Below are 18208 nucleotides of genomic sequence, written 5' to 3' on the forward strand. Positions count from 1 at the left end.
GAGACGGACCCGGGCGGGAGGGTGCCGGGTCCGTCTCTGGGGCGGGGGTGGGGCTGTCAGGCAGGTTCGCGTCGATTCAGCAGGGCCTGCCTGACAGGTCTCAGTGGGTGACCGCCTTCTCGGCGCCCGCGCCGGTGAGGGAGCGGACCTCCATCTCGGCGAACTTGTCGACGTCGACCGGCTCCTTGCTGGTGATCGTGCCGAGCCAGCCGAGCAGGAACGCCAGCGGGATCGAGACGATGCCCGGGTTGTCCAGCTGGAACCAGTGGAAGTCGACGCCGGTGTCGGTGATCATCGACAGGCTCTTGCCGGTCTTGGCGTCGACCTTGCCGGAGACGACCGGGCTGAAGACGATCAGGATGATCGTCGAGGCCAGGCCGCCGTAGATGCTCCACAATGCGCCGCGGGTGTTGAATCGCCGCCAGAACAGTGAGTACAGGATCGTCGGCAGGTTCGCGCTGGCCGCGACCGCGAACGCCAGTGCGACCAGGAACGCGATGTTCTGCCCGTTCGCGAAGATGCCGCCGACGATCGCGACGATGCCGATCACGACCGCCGTGTACCGGGCTACCCGGACCTCGCCGTCGCCGCTGATCTGGCCTTTCTTGATGATCTGGCCGTAGATGTCGTGCGCGAACGACGTACTCGCGGTGATCGTCAGCCCGGCCACCACGGCGAGGATGGTCGCGAACGCGACCGCCGAGATGACGCCGAGCAGTACCTCACCACCGAGTTCGTAGGCGAGCAGCGGGGCGGCGGAGTTCGCCTTGCCGGGGGCCGCCTTGATCCGGTCCGGTCCGACGATCGCGGCAGCTCCGTACCCGAGCACCAGCGTGAACAGGTAGAAGATGCCGATGATCCAGATCGCCCAGCTGACGCTGCGCCGCGCTTCCTTCGAGTCCGGCACGGTGTAGAACCGCATCAGTACGTGCGGCAGGCCGGCGGTGCCGAGCACCAGCGCGAGCGCGAGCGAGATGAAGTCGAGCTTGGTGACACCGGTGTGGCCGTACTGCAGACCCGGGCTGAGCAGCTTCTCGCCGGCCGCCGGGCTCTTGTCGACCGCGGCGCCCAGCAGGCCGGACAGGTTGAAGGTGTACTTCGCCAGCACCCAGAGCGTCATGATGCCGGCGCCGATGACCAGCAGCACGGCCTTGACGATCTGCACCCAGGTGGTGCCCTTCATGCCGCCGACGAGCACGTACGTGATCATCAGGATGCCGACCACGGCGATCACGAGGCTCTGACCGGTCTTGCTGTCGACGCCGAGCAGGAGGGCGACGAGACCCCCGGCGCCTGCCATCTGCGCCAGCAGGTAGAAGAAGCAGACGCCGAGGGTCGAGATCGCGGCCGCCATCCGGACCGGCCGCTGCTTGAGGCGGAACGACAGTACGTCGGCCATCGTGAACCGGCCGGTGTTCCGCAGGAGTTCCGCGACCAGGAGCAGTGCGACCAGCCACGCGACGAGGAAGCCGATCGAGTACAGGAAGCCGTCGTACCCGTTCAGCGCGATCGCGCCGGCGATGCCGAGGAACGAGGCGGCGGACAGGTAGTCGCCGGAGATCGCGATGCCGTTCTGCGGGCCGGTGAAGTTCCGGCCGCCGGCGTAGAAGTCCGCCGCGGTCTTGTTGTTCCGCGATGCCCGGAACACGATCGCGAGCGTGGCCAGCACGAACAGCCCGAAGATCAGGATGTTCACGGTCGGGTTACCTACTGTTGCCAGCGGCAACATCAGCGGGGCGGTCACTGTGGTGCTCCCTCGATCTGGTGGCGCAGCTTCTCGGCGTCCGGGTCGAGCTTGCGGTCCGCCCAGCGGACGTAGATCAGCGTGATCGCGAACGTCGACACGAACTGGGCGAGGCCGAACAGCAGCGCGACGGTGATGTTCCCGCCGACCTTGTGCGACATGAAGCCGTGCGCGTAGTCGGCGAGCAGGACGTAGACGAAGTACCAGACCAGGAACAACGCGGTCATCGGGAAGACGAAGCGGCGGAACCGGCGGCGCAGCTCGGAGAAGTCCGGTGACAACTGGACATCCCGGTACGTCGTCAGGTCCGGATCGCGCGTATCACTCATCGCGGGCCTCCAACGGGGATCACGCCGGGCGGTTCGGACCCGGCTTGTCCGTACTGTGGCGCGCGTCACGCCCCGGCCGACAGTACGGACGCGCTTCGAGCGCTCAGCGGAGCACACCAGTCGTTCGATGGATCACTAACCTGCGATGAACGGTAGGAATCACACGACGAACGGTCAGCGCGACGGGAGGCCACGATCGACGTCGACGGCTTCCGGGGTGTGCAGGCGGACCATGCTGCGGGCGGTGCCGGCCGGGATCCGGTCCGGGGTGAGCTTCGAGACGACGATGACGGCAAGGAACGCGAGCGGCATCGTCCACGCGGCGGGCTGGCCGACGAGCGCGCGCGGCCAACCGCCCTGCGGGGCGCCGGACACGTTCACCAGCGCCGCCGCGCTGGCCGCGATCCCGCCGACGACCAGCCCGGCCGCGGCGCCGGTCGTCGACATCCGGCGCCACCAGATGCCGAGTACGAGCAACGGGCAGAACGTTGACGCGGCCAGCGCGAACGCGAGCCCGACGGTGTCCGCGAGACTCAACGCACCGGTCACCGTGAACGCGAGGTACGGCACGACCATCGCGAACAGCGCCGCGATCCGGAAGCTGTTGACCGCGACGTAGTCCCCGCCCGTCCAGCGATGCAGCCGGCTCCGCAACAGGTCCTGGTCGATCACGCCGGCGATCGCGACGGTCAGCCCGGACGACGTCGAGAGGAACGCCGCGAACGCCCCGGCCGCGACGAGTGCCCCGAGCAGATCCCCTGCTGTACCAGGGAAAACGCGCCCGGGCAGCTCGAGTACGACGGTGTCCCCGCCGGTGCTCACCAGATCGGGCGCGAACGTCCGGCCGAGTACGGCGTACATCGGCGGGAAGAGGTAGAACAGGCCGAGCAACGCCAGGACGACGACGGTGGTACGACGAGCCGCGCGGCCGTCGGGGTTGGTGTAGAAGCGGACCAGGACGTGCGGGAGGCCCATCGTTCCGAAACAAAGGGCCAACAGCAACGAATAGGTCGCGTACAACGGGTGGTCCCGGCCGCCCGCGCGGGACAGCGGCTCGGCCCACTCGGCCGCGGCGCCGTGCAGCGAATCGAGCACGCCGGTCGGCTGGTGCCAGAGGAGCAGGATGACGAAGATCGGTGCGGCCAGCGCGGTCAGCTTGAGCCAGTACTGGAACGCCTGGACGAACGTGATCGACCGCATCCCGCCCGCGGCCACGTTGATCACCACGATCACCGCGACCACTGCGGCTCCGACCTGTGGTGGTGCGCCCGTGACTGTCTGGACCGCCAGCCCGGCGCCTTGCAGTTGTGGGAGTAGGTAGAGCGTCCCGATACCGACCACCAGGCCGGCACAGATCCGTCGTACGGCGGCTGACTCGAAGCGGGTCTCTGCGAAGTCCGGCAATGTGTACGCACCAGACCGTCGGAGTGGAGCGGCTACGAGAACCAGAAGCATCAGGTAGCCGACGGTGTAGCCGACAGAGAACCACAGCATGTCCGCGCCGTTGACCAGTACGAGTCCAGCGACGCCCAGGAATGACGCAGCGGACAGGTACTCGCCGCTGATCGCTGACGCGTTCCAGCGGGGTGAGACCGCGCGGCTGGCGACGTAGAAGTCGCTGGTGGTGCGAGAGATCCGCAGACCGAACAGCCCGATCCCGATCGTCGCCAGCACCACCAGGCCGATCGCAGCCACGCTGATCGCGGAGGACATCGCTACTGCCGTCCCACGAACTCGGTGAACTCCGCCTCGATCCGCTCCGCGTTGCGGACGTAGATGCGCGCGGCGACGTACACCACTGGGTACACCAGGATGCCCAGGATCACCCAGGGGAGTGGGAGACCCAGCACGGACAGGGTGCGCGTCGGAGGGACCAGCCAGAACAGGAGGGGGATGCTGCCGAGGACAAGTAGTACGCCGCCGATGACGGCCAGCGTGAGCCGCAGCTGCGACTGGACCAGCGACTGCATGTAGACCTGGCCGAGCCGGGTCTGCTCGTCGATCTCACGCGTACCTGCAGGCGTCAGCGGACGGCGGGCGGCGCCGGCTCGCGGGCTGGTGACGCGTACCCGGCGCGGTCCGTCCGGCGTGCTCATCGGAGTGAGGTCGGACGGACGAGGAGGTCGCGGAGCTCGCGGGTGTGCCGTCGGCTGACCGGGAGCCAGTCGTCACCGACCCGGACCGAGCAGCGGCCGCCGTCCACCCGCATCTCGTCGACGTGTTGCAGAGCGACCAGTGTGCTGCGGTGGATCCGCGTGAAGCCCGCGTCGCGCCAGCGTTCCTCCAGCGTGCTCAACGGGATGCGTACGAGATGAGAGTTCTGGCCGGTGTGCAGGCGCGCGTAGTCGCCCTGAGCTTCGACGTACCGCACTGTGGAGCGCTGGACGAACCTGGTGACGCCCGCGAGCTCTACCGGGATGACCTCGTCCTCCGTCTCGTCCGGTGACTGCAGCGCGGTCGGAGCGCCCTGCGTGACCACCCGACGTACCGCCTCGGCCAGCCGCTCCTGCCGGACCGGCTTCATCACGTAGTCGGTGGCCTCCAGGTCGAACGCCGCCACCGCGTGCTCGTCGTACGCCGTCACGAACACGATCTGCGGCCGGCTCGCGAACTTCGACAGCACCCGGGCCAGGTCGATGCCGTCGAGTCCGGGCATCTTGATGTCGCAGAACACCACGTCCAGGTCGGTCGCCTGCAGGATCTTGAGCGCGTCCGGGCCGTTCGACGCCGTCCGGATCTCGCCGATCCGGGGGTCCTGGCCCAGCAGGTACACCAGTTCGGCCAGGGCAGGCTCCTCGTCGTCCGCAACGAGCACGCGCAGGGGAGTGTCGGCCATAGGGCGACTCTAAGGGGACGCATGCACCCCTGAGGAGTATTTGGGGATCCGGAACGTCACCTTGGTCCCGGCGTCCACCGCGGTCTCCACCACCAGGCCGTACGCGTCGCCGTACACCTGGCGAAGCCGTGCGTCGACGTTGCCGAGGCCGACGGAGTCGCTGCTGGAAGCGCCGGACAGGGCCGCCCGGATCACCTCCGGGTCGCTGCCGGCGCCGTCGTCCTCGACGCTGATCTCGGCCTCGTTGATCCGGTCCCGGGCGCGGATGGTGATCGACCCGGCCCCGGACTCGAGGCCGTGCCGTACCGCGTTCTCCACGAGTGGCTGCACGACCAGGAACGGGATGACCACCGGCAGCACTTCAGGGGCGATCTGCAACGACACCTTGAGCCTCTCGCCGAAGCGGGCCTGCTCCAGGACCAGGTACCGCTCTACGTTGCGCAGCTCGTCCGCCAGGGTCGTGAACTCGCCGCCACGCCGCAGTGCGTACCGGGAGAAGTCAGCGAACTCCAGGAGCAGTTCACGCGCCCGCTCGGGGTCTGTGCGGACGAACGACGCTATGGCGGCCAGAGCGTTGTAGATGAAGTGCGGGCTGATCTGAGCGCGTAGAGCGCGCAGTTCCGCCTCCATTGCCCGCGTCCGCTCTTTGTTGAGCTCTGCCAGCTCTACCTGGCCGGAGACCCAGCGGGCTACCTCTTCGGTGGCTCTGACCAGTGCGGCCGAGGTGCTGTTGCTGTACGCGACCAGCACGGCAACGACTCGTTCTTCAGTGACGATTGGCGCGACCACCGCAGTACGGATGGGGCACTGCGGGTCCCCGCAGGCTACGTCGTGTGCGCCCAGTACTGCGGTACGGCCCGAGCGGAGCGTCGGCGCGGCCAGGTCCTTGGCGTCGCGGCGGTGGTTGCTCTCGTACGGTCCACCGATGCCGTCCCAGGCCAGTACGCCGGACGAGTCGCAGATCGCGATGGCCGCCGTACCCAGGAGGTCTCGCAGGTGGCGGCTGGCCTTGCCCGCCGCAGCCGGGGTCAGGCCTTCGCGCAGGTGCGGGCTGGCCAACGAGGCGGTATGCAGGGTCGCATACGTGGCCTTGTCGGCCGGAGTCCCGAAATGCTTCCGCCGGCGCGCGAACACTCCTTGACGGTAACCGCTCAGCCCTCCGCGCGCGGTCTGAACGCCTCCAGCGCCTCCGTGTCGGAGTACGTGTGCAGCAGGTACTCCGCTACCCACTCCTCGCGTCCCGGGTACGTCGACTCGCTGACGATCCGGTCCGCTGCCGCCTTGGCGTCCAGCGCGGACCGACGCAGCTGTACGCCGTCTACTGTCAGGAGCGCCCAGCTGGGACCAGGTGCGCCGTACGGCATGCCGACGCTGCCTGCGTTCACCACGAGCCGTCGATCGACCTGACGGGCGAACGGCATGTGCGTGTGGCCGCAGACGACCGTCCTTACTCCCTCGGGCAGTCCGGTGAACACCTCAGCCCACCGGGAGATCGGACTGTCCACCAACACCATCTCGATGTCGTCGCGAGGGGTGGCATGGCAGAACAGGATATCCCCGATGGTCACGGTCGTCGGCAGCTGAGCCAGCAACTCGACCTGGTTGTCCCGCAACTGGTTGGCGGCCCACGGACTCACCGCATCCGGCGGTTCGCCGACGAACGTCCCGCGCACCATCTCCACCAGCTCACGATCCGCGTTCCCACGCACCCACACCGCCCGATCACCCAACGCCTCGAGCAGATCCAACGTCTCCACCGGCTGCGGCCCACTGGCAATGTCCCCGGCCAGCACGACGGCATCCGCCGCCTGCACGTCCGGCTCAGCCAGAACAGCTTCCAACGCGGGCAAAACCCCATGAATGTCAGCGAGTACTGCAATCGTCATGCCCGCAGTCTCCTGCAAAACACCTGCAAACACAGGCCAATCTGCTCCCGGCAGATCACGCGCCGATCAGCAGGTTGCCCTTGCCCGGCGGAGTCGCCAGCTCACAGGCGCCGGTGGAGATGGTGCAGCGGACGATCGACGCCGGCGTACCTTCACCGTCGTCAGCGAGCAGCAGCAGGTGCTGGTCGTCCTCAGGGACCGCCTGCCGGAAGACGCCGGACCACACGTGCAGCAGGGTCCCGTTCTTGGCGTCCAGTGCGGCCGTGATGCCGTCGCCGTACCCGTCCTGGTACTTGGAGCCCGCGATGACAGTCGACCCGTCCAGCGTGAAGCCCGTGATCATGTAGTCGCAGGTCCGCCACAGGCGTTTGCCGGTGGGGACTGTCAGCAGGCTGCTGCAGCTGCTCTGGTTGGCAAGAGTGGTCAGTGAAGCAGCCGTGCCGATGCTGGACACCGCGAGCGGCCTTGGAACGGCCTTCAGCATCACGGGCTTCGACTCGCCCGGCGTCCACTCGTACAGGGCAGTGGCGCCGTTCCGCGTTGTCGATCCGTCGAAGTAGACCTTGCCATCGACGTACGCGTGCAGCGTGGTGTTCCAGATGTCGGGGAGGGTGACCTTCTGGACGCTTTGGGACGCGGCCTGTTCGGCGTAGACGGTGACGCCGGGCAGTTGCTCGCCGGTGTCGTTCAGCTTGGTACCGGCGTACGCCGCGGCTCCGCCGTCGTCGGTGGTGACGAGCTGGGTGACGTCGGGCGTGTGGCGGGTGATCTGGCCGGTGCTGTCCAGCGTGAGCAGCTCGTTGCCGAAGCCCTTGGTGACCACGGCGAGCGACGAGGCACCGAGCCGGGCGACCGCCTGGATGTCGGTGGTACCGGGGACGGTGACGTCCTCGCCGGCGCCGCCGCGGATGGTGCGGCCGCTGAGGTAGGTGATCTGCGGTGCGCGGCCGGTGGTCAGCTTCTTGAGGTCGAGCTTCGTCTTCACGGGACCGGCCGGGGTGGCAGAAGGGGAGGGCGTCGGCATCTGCTTCGGCGTCGCGGGCGTCGTGGGCGTCGTGGGCCGCGTAGGAGTCGCCGACGGGGATGCCGAGAGCGGGGCGGCGGCGGCGCCTTCCGCGTTGGCCTGCGGGCCCTGGCGGTAGGCGAGTGCCCCACCGCCCGCGACGGCGGCGACGGCGACGGCTGCGACGAGGGCGGCCAGGAGGCCGTTCTGCCTTCGCATCGGCGATCTCCTCGGAACGTTCGTGGTCGGGGCACGGTCGGTACGGGACCGTGCGGCGGACCACGGCCGGCGCGGGCGCCCGGCCACCCGCTTCGGGGACTGTGACGCCCGGAAATGCCGCTTTGTTCACTCCAGCGATCGAGTCGCAGGACGGATCGAGCATAATTGCGCCATGGACCAGCCATCCCGGATCGGCAGGTACTCCCTGGTCCGCCGGGTGGGTGCCGGGGGTTTCGCGACTGTCTGGCTGGCGCGCGACGACCAGCTGGACGCCGAGGTCGCGGTCAAGATTCTGTCCGAGAACTGGGTCGAGGACGAGGATGTCCGGCGCCGGTTCCTGGCCGAGGGGCGGTTCCTGCGCAAGGTCGACTCGCTGTACGTCGTCGGGGTGCACGACATCGGCGAGGCCGACGACGGCCGCCCGTTCATGGTGCTGACGTACGCCGACGGCGGCACGCTCGCGGACCGGATCAAGGCCGGCCCGCTCGAGTTCGGCGAAGCGGTCCGGATCATCACCCAGGTCGGCCGCGGCCTGAAGCACCTGCACGCCCGCGGCGTCCTGCACCGGGATGTGAAGCCGGCCAACGTGCTGTTTCGCACCGACCCGAACGGCGACCGCGCGATGCTGTCCGACCTCGGCCTGGGCAAGTCGCTGGCCGAGGTCTCGCGGATCACCATGCCCGGCGGCACCCCGGCGTACGTCGCCCCCGAACAGGTGATGGGCGAACGTCTCGACCACCGCGCCGACCTGTACTCGCTCGGCGCCGTCGCGTACGCCGCCTTCACCGGCCAGGCGCCGCACGGTGTGGCCACACTCGGCGCAGTGATGCAGATCGAGAAGCCACCGCCTTCGATGACCACGCTGCGCGCGGACATCCCGGACGCGATCGATGTCGTCGTACGGCGTGCACTCGAGCCGGACCGCGACCAGCGCTGGCCGGACCTCGACAGCTTCCTCAATGCCCTGCGTGAGGCACACACCACCGGCAAGGTCCCTGCGCGCCTGGTACCGGCCGCAGAGATGCCCGCGCCGACAGGAACGAGCGCACCGGTCGACCAGGCAACCGCACTGGCCAGCACCAACGAGCCAACAGTCGCCAGCAAGCCCAAGCGCTCCCGCCGAGCAGGCGTCTTCACAGCACTGGCTGCAGTAGTCCTGGCCGCAGCAGGCGGCTACGGCGGCTACCAGTACGTCCTGACCCGCCCGGTCGAGGTGAAGAACGACAAGCTGGCCGTGGATGTCCCGCGTGCTTGGGGGCAGAAGGCTGTTACCGACGGGCAGTCGCTTCTGGTCAGTACCAGCACGACGAAGTGGCAGACCGACGCCGCGACCGAGGGCGTCTTCCTCGGCGTCGTGAACGCGGCAGCCGTGCCGAGAACTGTCACGCCGCCGTCCGGCTGCACGGTGAGCAACGCGGACGTGCAGAGCGCCGCCGCGACGTTCCAGCTCGGCTGTGGGGCAGGCCCGGGCATCGTCGAGCAGTACCGCCTCGTAGGCAACAACACCCTGCTGCACGTTCAGGTCCGGGCCGACGACGCGAAGACCCGGACCTCGGTGCTGAACTCCGCGACGTACAAGCCGTAAGGCACCGGCGTCGGGCCTGCGAACGGACGCCGTACCGTAGGCCTCATGACTGACCTGTCTGCGGCCATCGACCGCGTTCTGCCCAGTGTCCGTGCCGACCTCGAGGACCTCATCCGGATCCCGTCGGTCAGTTACGAACCGGCCCGCGCGGCCGACGTCCAGCGCTCCGCCGAGGCGACCGCGGCGCTGTTCGAGGCCGAAGGGTTCACGGTGCAGATCGTCCGCGCCGGCGACGGTGCGCCGGCCGTGATCGCGAAGAAGCCGGCCCCGGCCGGGAAGCCGACTGTGCTGCTGTACGCGCACCACGACGTCCAGCCGACCGGACCGGTCGAGCAGTGGACCTCGGACCCGTTCGAGCCGACCGAGCGGGACGACCGGCTGTACGGGCGGGGCGCCGCCGACGACAAGGCCGGGATCGCCGCGCACCTCGCCGCCGTACGGGCCTTCGGCAACGATCTGCCGGTGGGCGTGACGGTCTTCGTCGAGGGCGAGGAGGAGATCGGCTCGCCGACCCTGCTGCAGCTGCTCGACGAGTACTCGGACGAGCTGGCCGCGGACGCGATCGTGATCGCCGACTCCGGCAACTGGGAGGTCGGGCGACCCGCGCTCACGGTGTCGCTGCGCGGCCTGGTCGAGTCGTACGTCGAGGTTCGAACGCTTGACCACGCCGTCCACTCCGGCCTCTTCGGCGGCCCGATCCCGGACGCGCTGTCCGCGCTGTGCCGGCTGCTCGCGACTCTGCACGACGACAAGGGCGACGTCGCGGTCGACGGTCTGCACGCGTCCCGCGCTGCCGACGTCGTGTACCCGGAGGATCGGCTGCGCGCCGAGTCGTCCGTACTGGACTCCGTCCGGCTGACCGGTTCCGGCTCGCTCGTCGACCGGCTCTGGACCCGCCCGGCCGTCTCCGTCGTCGGCATCGACGCGCCGTCGGTGGCCGAGGCCAGCAACACGCTGGTACCGGTCGCGCGGGCCAAGGTCAGCCTGCGGGTCGCGCCCGGCGACGACGCGATCAAGGCGAGCGCGGCCCTCAAGGAGCACCTGGAGAACCACGCGCCGTGGGGTGCGCAGGTCACCGTGACCGAGGGCCAGACCGGCCAGCCGTGCAGCGTGAACGCCCGCGGCGCCGGGTACGAAGCGGCCCGTTCGGCCTTCCAGGAAGCGTGGGGCGTCGAGCCTGTCGACATGGGGATGGGCGGCTCGATCCCGTTCATCGCCGAGTTCCAGCAGGCCTTCCCGCAGGCGACCATCCTGGTCACCGGCGTCGAGGATCCGGACACCCGCGCGCACGGGATCGACGAGGGTCTGCACCTCGCCGAGTTCCGCAAGGTCTGCCTGGCCGAGGCTCTGCTTCTTCAGAACCTGGCCAACCAGGCCAGGTGACTCGTGATGACGCTCACTCGGCACCGGCGACGCCCAGGCACGCACCTCGCTGCGTTGGAGGAGCATCCACGATGAAACCCGCATCGAGGACGCTCCTCCGCCTTGCGATGCACGCACCTGGACGCCGCCGGCACTCGAGCGAACATCATCACGAGTCACCCATCGGGCTTTCCGGCGACCCAGTGTTTGGCATAGGTTTCGGCGAGTGAAGATCGCAGTCGTACGGGAGACCAGACCGGCCGAGCGCCGGGTCGCGCTGGTGCCGGAACATGTCGCGAAACTGATCGAGCTCGGGTACGAGGTCGCGGTCGAGCCGGCCGCCGGTGAACGCGCGCTGTTCTCCGACGACCAGTACCGCGAGGCCGGCGCCGAGGTTGCCTGGGGCGCCGATCACGCCGCCACCATCGTGGCCTCGGTGCAACCGCTGGAACGCGAACGCCTGCAGCGGTTGCACGCCGGTACGGCGCTGATGTCGTTCCTGCCGACCAACCCGCCGGATGTGGTACGGACCGCCACCCGGGCCAAGCTGACCGCGTTCGCGATGGAGCTGATCCCGCGGATCTCCCGGGCCCAGTCGATGGACGCGCTGTCCTCGCAGGCCCTGGTCGCCGGGTACCGGGCCGCGATCGTCGCCGCCGAACGGCTGCCCCGGTTCTTCCCGCTGAACATGACCGCGGCCGGTACCGTCCCGCCGGCCCAGGTGCTCGTCCTCGGCGCGGGTGTGGCCGGCCTGCAGGCGATCGCCACCTGCAAGCGCCTCGGCGCGGTCGTCAAGGCGTACGACGTCCGCACCGCCGCTGCGGAGGAGATCGCGTCGATGGGCGCCGTACCGATCGAGCTCGAGCTCGGCACCCTCGACGGACCGGGCGGATACGCCCGCGAGATGACCCCGGAACGCTCGCAGCTCCAGCGTGAACTGCTCGCGCCGTACGTTGCCGCCGCGGACGCCCTGATCACGACGGCCGCCGTACCGGGCCGGACCGCGCCTCTTCTGGTCACCCGTTCGATGGTCGAGCAGATGAAGCCCGGGTCGGTCGTCGTCGACCTGGCCTCCGAGCAGGGCGGCAACGTCGAGGGCTCGGTCGCCGGTACCGAACTGACCATCGGCGACGCACTGGTCTGGGGCGGCGCGAACGTGCCGTCCCAGATGGCCGGCCCGGCGTCCCGGCTGTACGGCCAGAACATCGCGAACCTGATCCGGCTGATGACCCGGGACGCCGCCTTCGACCCGGACTTCGACGACGAAATCGTCCGCGGCTGCTGCGTCACCCACGACGGCAGCATCCTGCACGAGCCGACCCGCGCTCTTCTGGAAGGACCGCAGACATGAGTCAATCGATCGCGCTGCTGACGATCTTCGTCCTCGCGGCCTTCGTCGGCGTCGAGGTGATCAGCAAGGTCTCCTCGACCCTGCACACCCCGCTGATGTCCGGGGCGAACGCCATCCACGGCGTCATCCTGGTCGGCGCCATCATCGTCACCGGCGCCACCGACTCGGTGATCGTGATGATCGTCGGGCTGCTCGCCGTCGTCCTGGCGACGGTGAACATGGTCGGTGGGTTCGTGGTCACCGACCGGATGCTCGAGATGTTCAAAGGTCCAGGGGCCCGCAAGAAGGAGCTGCAGAAGTGATCCCCACCTGGGCCCAGATCGGGTATCTGGTCTCCGCGGTCTGCTTCATCGTCGCGCTGAAGGCACTGTCGTCACCGCGGAGCGCGCGGTCCGGCAACCTGATCGGTGCGGCCGGTGCCGTACTCGCGGTGCTGATCACGTTCGCCGCCTACAAGCCGAATCACCTGGCGCCGATCCTGATCGCGCTGATCATCGGCACGATCGGCGGTGTGATCGGCTCGCGGCGCGTGCAGATGACGCAGATGCCGCAGCTCGTTGCCTTGTTCAACGGTGTTGGTGGTGGCGCGGCCGCACTGGTCGCGCTGCTCGAACTCGGCGAGGTCCCGGCGGACGCCACCGTGGCGGCGACCGCTACCGCGTTCACGATTCTCGTCGGTGCGATCAGCTTCGCCGGCTCGGTGGTGACGTTCGCGAAGCTGCAGGAGTTGATGACGACGCGGCCGGTGACGTTCCCCGGTCTGCCGGTGCTGTTCGTCGCGTCGGTACTCGGTGGGATCGCGCTCGGGGCGTGGCTGGTGTCGGACCCGCGCGTGTGGGTCGGCGTACTGCTCTGCCTCGTCGGTCTCGCGATCGGCGTGATGCTGGTGCTGCCGGTCGGCGGTGCCGACGTACCGATCGTCATCTCGTTGCTGAACGCCTTCACCGGGTTGACGGTCGCGGCCGGCGGTTACGTGCTCGGCAACACGCTGCTCCTGGTCGCGGGCACGCTGGTCGGTGCGGCCGGTACGTTGCTGACGAAGCTGATGGCGGACGCGATGGGGCGGTCCGTGTTCAACATCCTGTTCGGCGCCGTACGTGGTGGATCGACGTTGGGTGCCGGTACCGCGTCCGATCGGCCGGTGATCTCGGGTGGTCCGGAGGATGTCGCGATCCTGCTCGGGTACGCGAACAAGGTCATCGTCGTGCCCGGGTACGGACTCGCCGTCGCCCAGGCGCAGCACACGCTGCGCGACCTGGTCGAGGAACTGCAGTCCCGCGGCGTGAAGGTGGACTACGCCATCCACCCCGTCGCCGGCCGGATGCCCGGCCACATGAACGTACTGCTGGCCGAGGCCCAGGTCCCGTACGAACAACTTCGCGAGATGGACGACATCAACGGCGATTTCAAGACGACCGACGTGGTCCTGGTAGTCGGCGCCAACGACGTGGTCAACCCGGCCGCCCGCAACACCCCGTCGGCCCCCATCTACGGCATGCCGATCCTGAACGCCGACGAGGCCCAACGAGTCATCTTCCTCAAACGCTCCATGCGCCCCGGCTTCGCCGGCATCGAAAACGAACTCCTCTACGACCCCCGAACCACCCTCCTCTTCGGCGACGCCCGAGACTCCCTAACCAAACTCCTCGCCGCGTTGAAGACCGTCTAACCCCACCCACACTCGGCTGGCGCGCCGCCGCCCGAGCTGTTTGTGGTAACTAATCGGCGCCTGGTGCCGAAAAGCTTCCACAAACCCGCCGCTGCCGGCCCAGCCCATCACGGGAGCCTGCCCCATCCACGGGAACCCGGGCGCCTGTATGGGCGCCTCAGCCCCTGCACGGGCCCGGCCCCGGCGGGAGCCCCGTGCATCTACAGACCCCTGGGCCTTGGCCGCCCCCGGCCAACGACCTCCCCCGGCCAGGCGGATCTGTTGTTGCCCCAATCGCACATCTGTTTGACTTCCATCAGCGGGAACTTCGGGCGGCGCACCCATTCCTCTCGCGCCCACCAACCGAAGGAGTCACATTGCGCCGCCCACACAACCCCATTACCCGAGCCTGGGACTGGGGCTAACTACTCAACCCACCCCCGCTGCGCCGCCCGAACCCCCAACTCGAACCGCCCCGAAGCCCCCACCTGCTCACTCAACTTAGCCGCAATCCGCCGCACAGTCCGCAGCGAAACCCCAAGCTTCCGCGCCACCTGCTCATCAGTAGCCCCGTGCACCAGAAGCCGAAGAAACTCCCGCTCCTGAGCGCCGATCCCACCATCCCGAGCCCACTGCTCCTCCGCAAACGGCTCGGCCGCCCTGTCCCAGTAGCTCAGATGGAGTTCCGTTGCCAACCGCACGACAGCACGGCTGTGGTGCACGACGGCGCCGACAGTGGTGTCATCGGGATTGATCCCGATCACCGCAGACTCGTTGTCGAAGATGATCATTCGGAACGGAACCGACGGCGAGATACGAACCTTGCCGCCGAGGCTGACTATGAATTCCAGAATCTCGCGCGACCCCGGTCGTTTGCGTGTTGCTTCTGGGATGAGATAGCGCAACTCCACTCCGCGTTCGAGATGTGGCCGGTCGGGGAAGGTCTCAGGATCCCAGTTGCCGATGCTTGCATCTTGCAGGAATGCCCACATCGACCTCTTCGGCTCGAAGCGCTGCATTCTCTGGTTGGCGAGTTCGAGGCCGTCAAGGATCTCGACATCGTGGGCAGTTCGCTGAGTCAGGAAATTCGCAAGGCCTGCCGTGAATCTGTCCGCAGCGAGCTTGTCTGACCGGAGTTCTTCGCTCAGTGCGTCAATTTGCCGGCTGCCGGCTGTCGGCAAGTCGGCCGAATGCGAAGTGCTGGATCGAGCGGGTACTCCACGCCCTCGAACCAGCTGGGTACCACGAAACCCATCTCGCGTAGCTGCTGCAGGTCTCGGGATGTTTGGTCCGTCGTACGGCCGATCTCTGCGGCGAGTTCGTCGAGCCGTGTTGCCCTACCGAGGTCCGGCCGCTGCAGTAGGACCCGGTATGCATTGAGCAGGTCCTCCGTCAGGCCCGACGAGTCGAACAACGCAGTCAGACCCAGCCGCGCTTGGCTGCGGCTACTCCGAGTTCGAAGCGGCTGGCGGCGTCTAGGCGTTCGGAGAGGTTGGCGGTGATGCGGCGGGCGGTGCGGAGGGAGATGCCGAGTAGACGGGCGACCTGCTCGTCCTTGGCGCCGCCTGCCAGGAGACGCAGTACTTCGGACTCGTGGGGGGTCAGCGGGGTCTCGTCGTCGCGGTCGTCGGGGTCGAACATCTCGGTGGCGCGGGACCAATAGGCGTCGAAGAGCGCCAAGGCGACGGAGACGACAGCCGGGGTTCGATGGATCACTGCGCCGGCGGTCGGGTTCTCCGGGTCCATCGGCATGATCGCGATCTCCTGGTCGAAGAGGATCAGGCGCATCGGCAATGTCGGCGTTACCCGGATCTCGCCGCCGAGCCGGTGCATCGTCTCGGCGTACTCCATGGCCTGCTTCGACGCGGTCATGCTCTGCAGATACACCGTTCGCATCCGGACACCTCGGTCGAGGAGCTCTACGTCCGGTGACCGCAGGGTCTTCGGAACCGACTCGTCGAAGTGTGCCGGAACCAGGCCCCAGGACGTGTCCTTCGTCTTCAACGCGAGCTCCTCGATCCGACGCGATGCGTTGGCGCGTCCTTTGAGGATCTCGACGTCTCCACTGGTCCGCGATGTCAGCAGCTCGTTGTACTGCTCGGCGATGACCTCGGCGGACGCCTCAGCCTCTTTCAGCTCGCCGAGTGCCCTGTTCAACTCGGTGCGCCGTCGTTCCGCAAGGCCGGTAAGCCCGACTCGGGGATGAACCGCGTGTTCACCGTCCGGGTTGGTCCAGGTCGGGACCAGAAGTTCGAGCCGCCTGAGCTTGTCCATCAGCTCCTGGACGTCGCTTGTCGAGCGGTCTACTAGCGCTGCAATCTGCTCGGGCGTACTGTCTGGATGGCTGAGAAGGGCGCGATAGACCGCGAAAGTGGCTTCGTCCACCCCCAGCGGCTCGAGCACTGTCCTTCTCCTCCAGATCTATGTCGGAACTGACCATATACAGAGTGCGTCGACATTTGAGCACCCATGGTGGGTTCGGATTATTTCTGAAGGGACGATACGTGATCAAGAAGGTGCTGACAGTAGTCGGTCTCGCCCTGATTCTCTTCGCAGGTACCCCCGCGGAGTCGTTCGTGGCGTCCGGCGCCGAGCCCGGCTGCATTGGCCACGTCTGCTGGTAGACGCTGGTCGGTGGTGTCCGGGGAGTCCCGTAGACTGCTCGTGTGGCTCGTGGCGATGGTCGGCTTACTCATGAACTCGACCCGCAGGATCTGGGTCCGCAGGACGCTTGTGGCGTCTTCGGGGTCTGGGCGCCGGGTGAAGAGGTTGCCAAACTGACGTACTTCGGGCTCTACGCCTTGCAGCACCGGGGGCAGGAGTCGGCGGGGATCGCGGTCAGTAACGGGAGCCAGATACTCGTCTACAAAGACATGGGGCTGGTCAGCCAGGCCTTCGACGAGGCGACGCTGGCGTCGTTGCGGGGGCATATCGCGATCGGTCACTGCCGGTACTCGACGACCGGGTCCAGCGTCTGGGCGAACGCGCAGCCGACGTTCCGGTCCACGGCGACCGGGTCGATCGCGCTCGGGCACAACGGGAACCTGACCAACACCAGCGAGCTCGCCGCGAGTCTGAACGGCGAGGGTGATCTGGATCTCGGTCTGGACGCCGAGGTCGACCACGCGAAGGCGAACGCCAAGCACGGCGCCTCGAGCGACACCGACATCCTCACCTCGATGCTGGCCGGGTACCCGGAACTCACCATCGAGCAGGCGGCCGCGAAGATCCTCCCGAAGGTCAAGGGTGCCTACAGCCTGATCTTCATGGACGAGAACACCCTGTACGCAGCCCGCGACCCGCAGGGCATCCGCCCGCTGGTGCTCGGCCGGCTGGAGCGCGGCTGGGTGATCGCCAGCGAGACCGCCGCCCTCGACATCTGCGGTGCGAGTTTCATCCGCGAGGTCGAGCCGGGCGAGATCGTCGCCGTCGACGCCGAGGGGCTGCGGTCGACGAAGTTCGCCGAGCCGGACCCGAAGGGCTGCCTGTTCGAGTTCGTGTACCTGGCCCGTCCGGACACCCAGATCTCCGGACAGCGGATCTACTCGACCCGGGTCGAGATCGGCCGCAAGCTCGCCCAGGAGCACCCGGCCGAGGCCGACCTGGTGATCGCGACGCCCGAGTCCGGTACGCCGGGCGCGATCGGGTACGCCGAGGAGTCCGGGATCCCGTACGGCTCCGGCCTGGTGAAGAACGCGTACGTCGGCCGGACGTTCATCCAGCCGAGCCAGACGATCCGTCAGCTCGGCATCCGGCTGAAGCTGAACCCGCTCCGCGAGGTGATCGAGGGCAAACGCCTGGTGGTCGTCGACGACACGATCGTCCGCGGCAACACCCAGCGCGCCGTGATCCGGATGCTGCGCGAGGCCGGCGCGAAGGAGATCCACGTCCGGATCACCGCGCCGCCGGTGAAGTGGCCCTGTTTCTACGGGATCGACTTCGCCAGCCGCGCCGAGCTGATCGCGAACGGGCTGAACACCGAGGAGATCTGCCGTTCGCTCGGCGCCGACTCGCTCGGGTACATCAGCCTGGACGGCCTGGTCGAGGCGACCACCGTCCCGATGGACCGGCTCTGCCGGGCGTGCTTCGACGGGGTGTACCCGGTCGCGCTGCCGGATCCCGAGCAGCTCGGCAAGCACCTGCTGGAGGACCCGGTGCGGACCGACGCCGACGGACTCGCGACGGTGGCCGGTGGAGCCGGTGCCGCCGACGCCCTCAGCCGCCCGTAGTACAAGAGCCGCACCA

16 protein-coding genes are annotated in these 18208 nt (G+C 68.1%); 6 read left to right on the top strand and 10 right to left on the bottom strand.

The window, feature by feature from the left end; all coding sequences use genetic code 11:
• Positions 1-100: 100 nt before the first annotated feature.
• The 8 genes from ACZ5BU_RS28450 to ACZ5BU_RS28485 all read right to left on the bottom strand — a co-directional run bounded on the left by ACZ5BU_RS28450 (position 101) and on the right by ACZ5BU_RS28485 (position 8017).
• Positions 101-1729, bottom strand: coding sequence for a solute symporter family protein (locus tag ACZ5BU_RS28450; protein WP_465703575.1), 1629 nt, complete (start codon positions 1727-1729; stop codon positions 101-103).
• 11 nt (positions 1730-1740) lie between these two features.
• The gene (locus tag ACZ5BU_RS28455) at positions 1741-2073 is read right to left on the bottom strand and encodes a DUF485 domain-containing protein (RefSeq protein ID WP_465703491.1); all 333 of its coding nucleotides are present in this window, start codon (positions 2071-2073) and stop codon (positions 1741-1743) included.
• A gap of 174 nt (positions 2074-2247) precedes the next feature.
• The gene (locus tag ACZ5BU_RS28460; protein WP_465703492.1) at positions 2248-3786 is read right to left on the bottom strand and encodes a sodium/solute symporter; all 1539 of its coding nucleotides are present in this window, start codon (positions 3784-3786) and stop codon (positions 2248-2250) included.
• A 2-nt stretch (positions 3787-3788) separates the two neighbouring features.
• On the bottom strand, positions 3789-4169 hold the full coding sequence (locus ACZ5BU_RS28465) for a hypothetical protein (protein WP_465703493.1): 381 nt from the start codon (positions 4167-4169) through the stop codon (positions 3789-3791).
• Positions 4166-4909 (bottom strand): LytR/AlgR family response regulator transcription factor, encoded by a 744-nt coding sequence (locus ACZ5BU_RS28470; RefSeq protein ID WP_465703494.1) that lies wholly within the window; start codon positions 4907-4909, stop codon positions 4166-4168. The genes ACZ5BU_RS28465 and ACZ5BU_RS28470 overlap by 4 nt, the downstream gene beginning before the upstream one ends.
• Before the next feature lie 9 nt (positions 4910-4918).
• Positions 4919-6043: a histidine kinase gene (locus tag ACZ5BU_RS28475; RefSeq protein WP_465703495.1), complete on the bottom strand. Its 1125-nt coding sequence runs from the start codon at positions 6041-6043 to the stop codon at positions 4919-4921.
• A 17-nt stretch (positions 6044-6060) separates the two neighbouring features.
• On the bottom strand, positions 6061-6795 hold the full coding sequence (locus ACZ5BU_RS28480) for a metallophosphoesterase family protein (protein WP_465703496.1): 735 nt from the start codon (positions 6793-6795) through the stop codon (positions 6061-6063).
• A gap of 55 nt (positions 6796-6850) precedes the next feature.
• Complete coding sequence (locus ACZ5BU_RS28485) at positions 6851-8017, bottom strand: hypothetical protein (protein ID WP_465703497.1); 1167 nt, start codon at positions 8015-8017, stop codon at positions 6851-6853.
• A 172-nt stretch (positions 8018-8189) separates the two neighbouring features.
• Between ACZ5BU_RS28485 and ACZ5BU_RS28490 the strand changes: the two genes are divergently transcribed.
• From ACZ5BU_RS28490 to ACZ5BU_RS28510, 5 genes are all read left to right on the top strand, one after another.
• Complete coding sequence (locus tag ACZ5BU_RS28490; protein WP_465703498.1) at positions 8190-9602, top strand: serine/threonine-protein kinase; 1413 nt, start codon at positions 8190-8192, stop codon at positions 9600-9602.
• 45 nt (positions 9603-9647) lie between these two features.
• Complete coding sequence (locus ACZ5BU_RS28495) at positions 9648-10985, top strand: M20/M25/M40 family metallo-hydrolase (RefSeq protein WP_465703499.1); 1338 nt, start codon at positions 9648-9650, stop codon at positions 10983-10985.
• Positions 10986-11190: 205 nt separating this feature from the next.
• Entirely contained in the window at positions 11191-12315 is a 1125-nt protein-coding gene (locus ACZ5BU_RS28500; protein ID WP_465703500.1) for an NAD(P) transhydrogenase subunit alpha, read from the top strand.
• Positions 12312-12617, top strand: coding sequence for an NAD(P) transhydrogenase subunit alpha part 2 (locus ACZ5BU_RS28505; RefSeq protein WP_465703501.1), 306 nt, complete (start codon positions 12312-12314; stop codon positions 12615-12617). The genes ACZ5BU_RS28500 and ACZ5BU_RS28505 overlap by 4 nt, the downstream gene beginning before the upstream one ends.
• Positions 12614-13984, top strand: coding sequence for an NAD(P)(+) transhydrogenase (Re/Si-specific) subunit beta (locus ACZ5BU_RS28510; RefSeq protein WP_465703502.1), 1371 nt, complete (start codon positions 12614-12616; stop codon positions 13982-13984). Before ACZ5BU_RS28505 ends, ACZ5BU_RS28510 begins: the two co-directional genes overlap by 4 nt.
• A gap of 404 nt (positions 13985-14388) precedes the next feature.
• Here ACZ5BU_RS28510 and ACZ5BU_RS28515 read toward each other — a convergent pair whose 3' ends face one another.
• Positions 14389-15144: a helix-turn-helix transcriptional regulator gene (locus tag ACZ5BU_RS28515; protein ID WP_465703503.1), complete on the bottom strand. Its 756-nt coding sequence runs from the start codon at positions 15142-15144 to the stop codon at positions 14389-14391.
• Between the two features lie 238 nt (positions 15145-15382).
• Positions 15383-16366, bottom strand: a complete 984-nt coding sequence (locus ACZ5BU_RS28520) for a helix-turn-helix transcriptional regulator (protein WP_465703504.1) — start codon at positions 16364-16366, stop codon at positions 15383-15385.
• A gap of 263 nt (positions 16367-16629) precedes the next feature.
• On the opposite strand from ACZ5BU_RS28520, the gene purF reads away from it, so the two are divergent.
• Positions 16630-18192, top strand: a complete 1563-nt coding sequence (gene purF / locus ACZ5BU_RS28525; protein WP_465703505.1) for an amidophosphoribosyltransferase — start codon at positions 16630-16632, stop codon at positions 18190-18192.
• The last annotated feature ends 16 nt before the right edge of the window (positions 18193-18208 follow it).

The sequence above is a fragment of the Kribbella sp. NPDC031520 genome, from assembly GCF_055580825.1.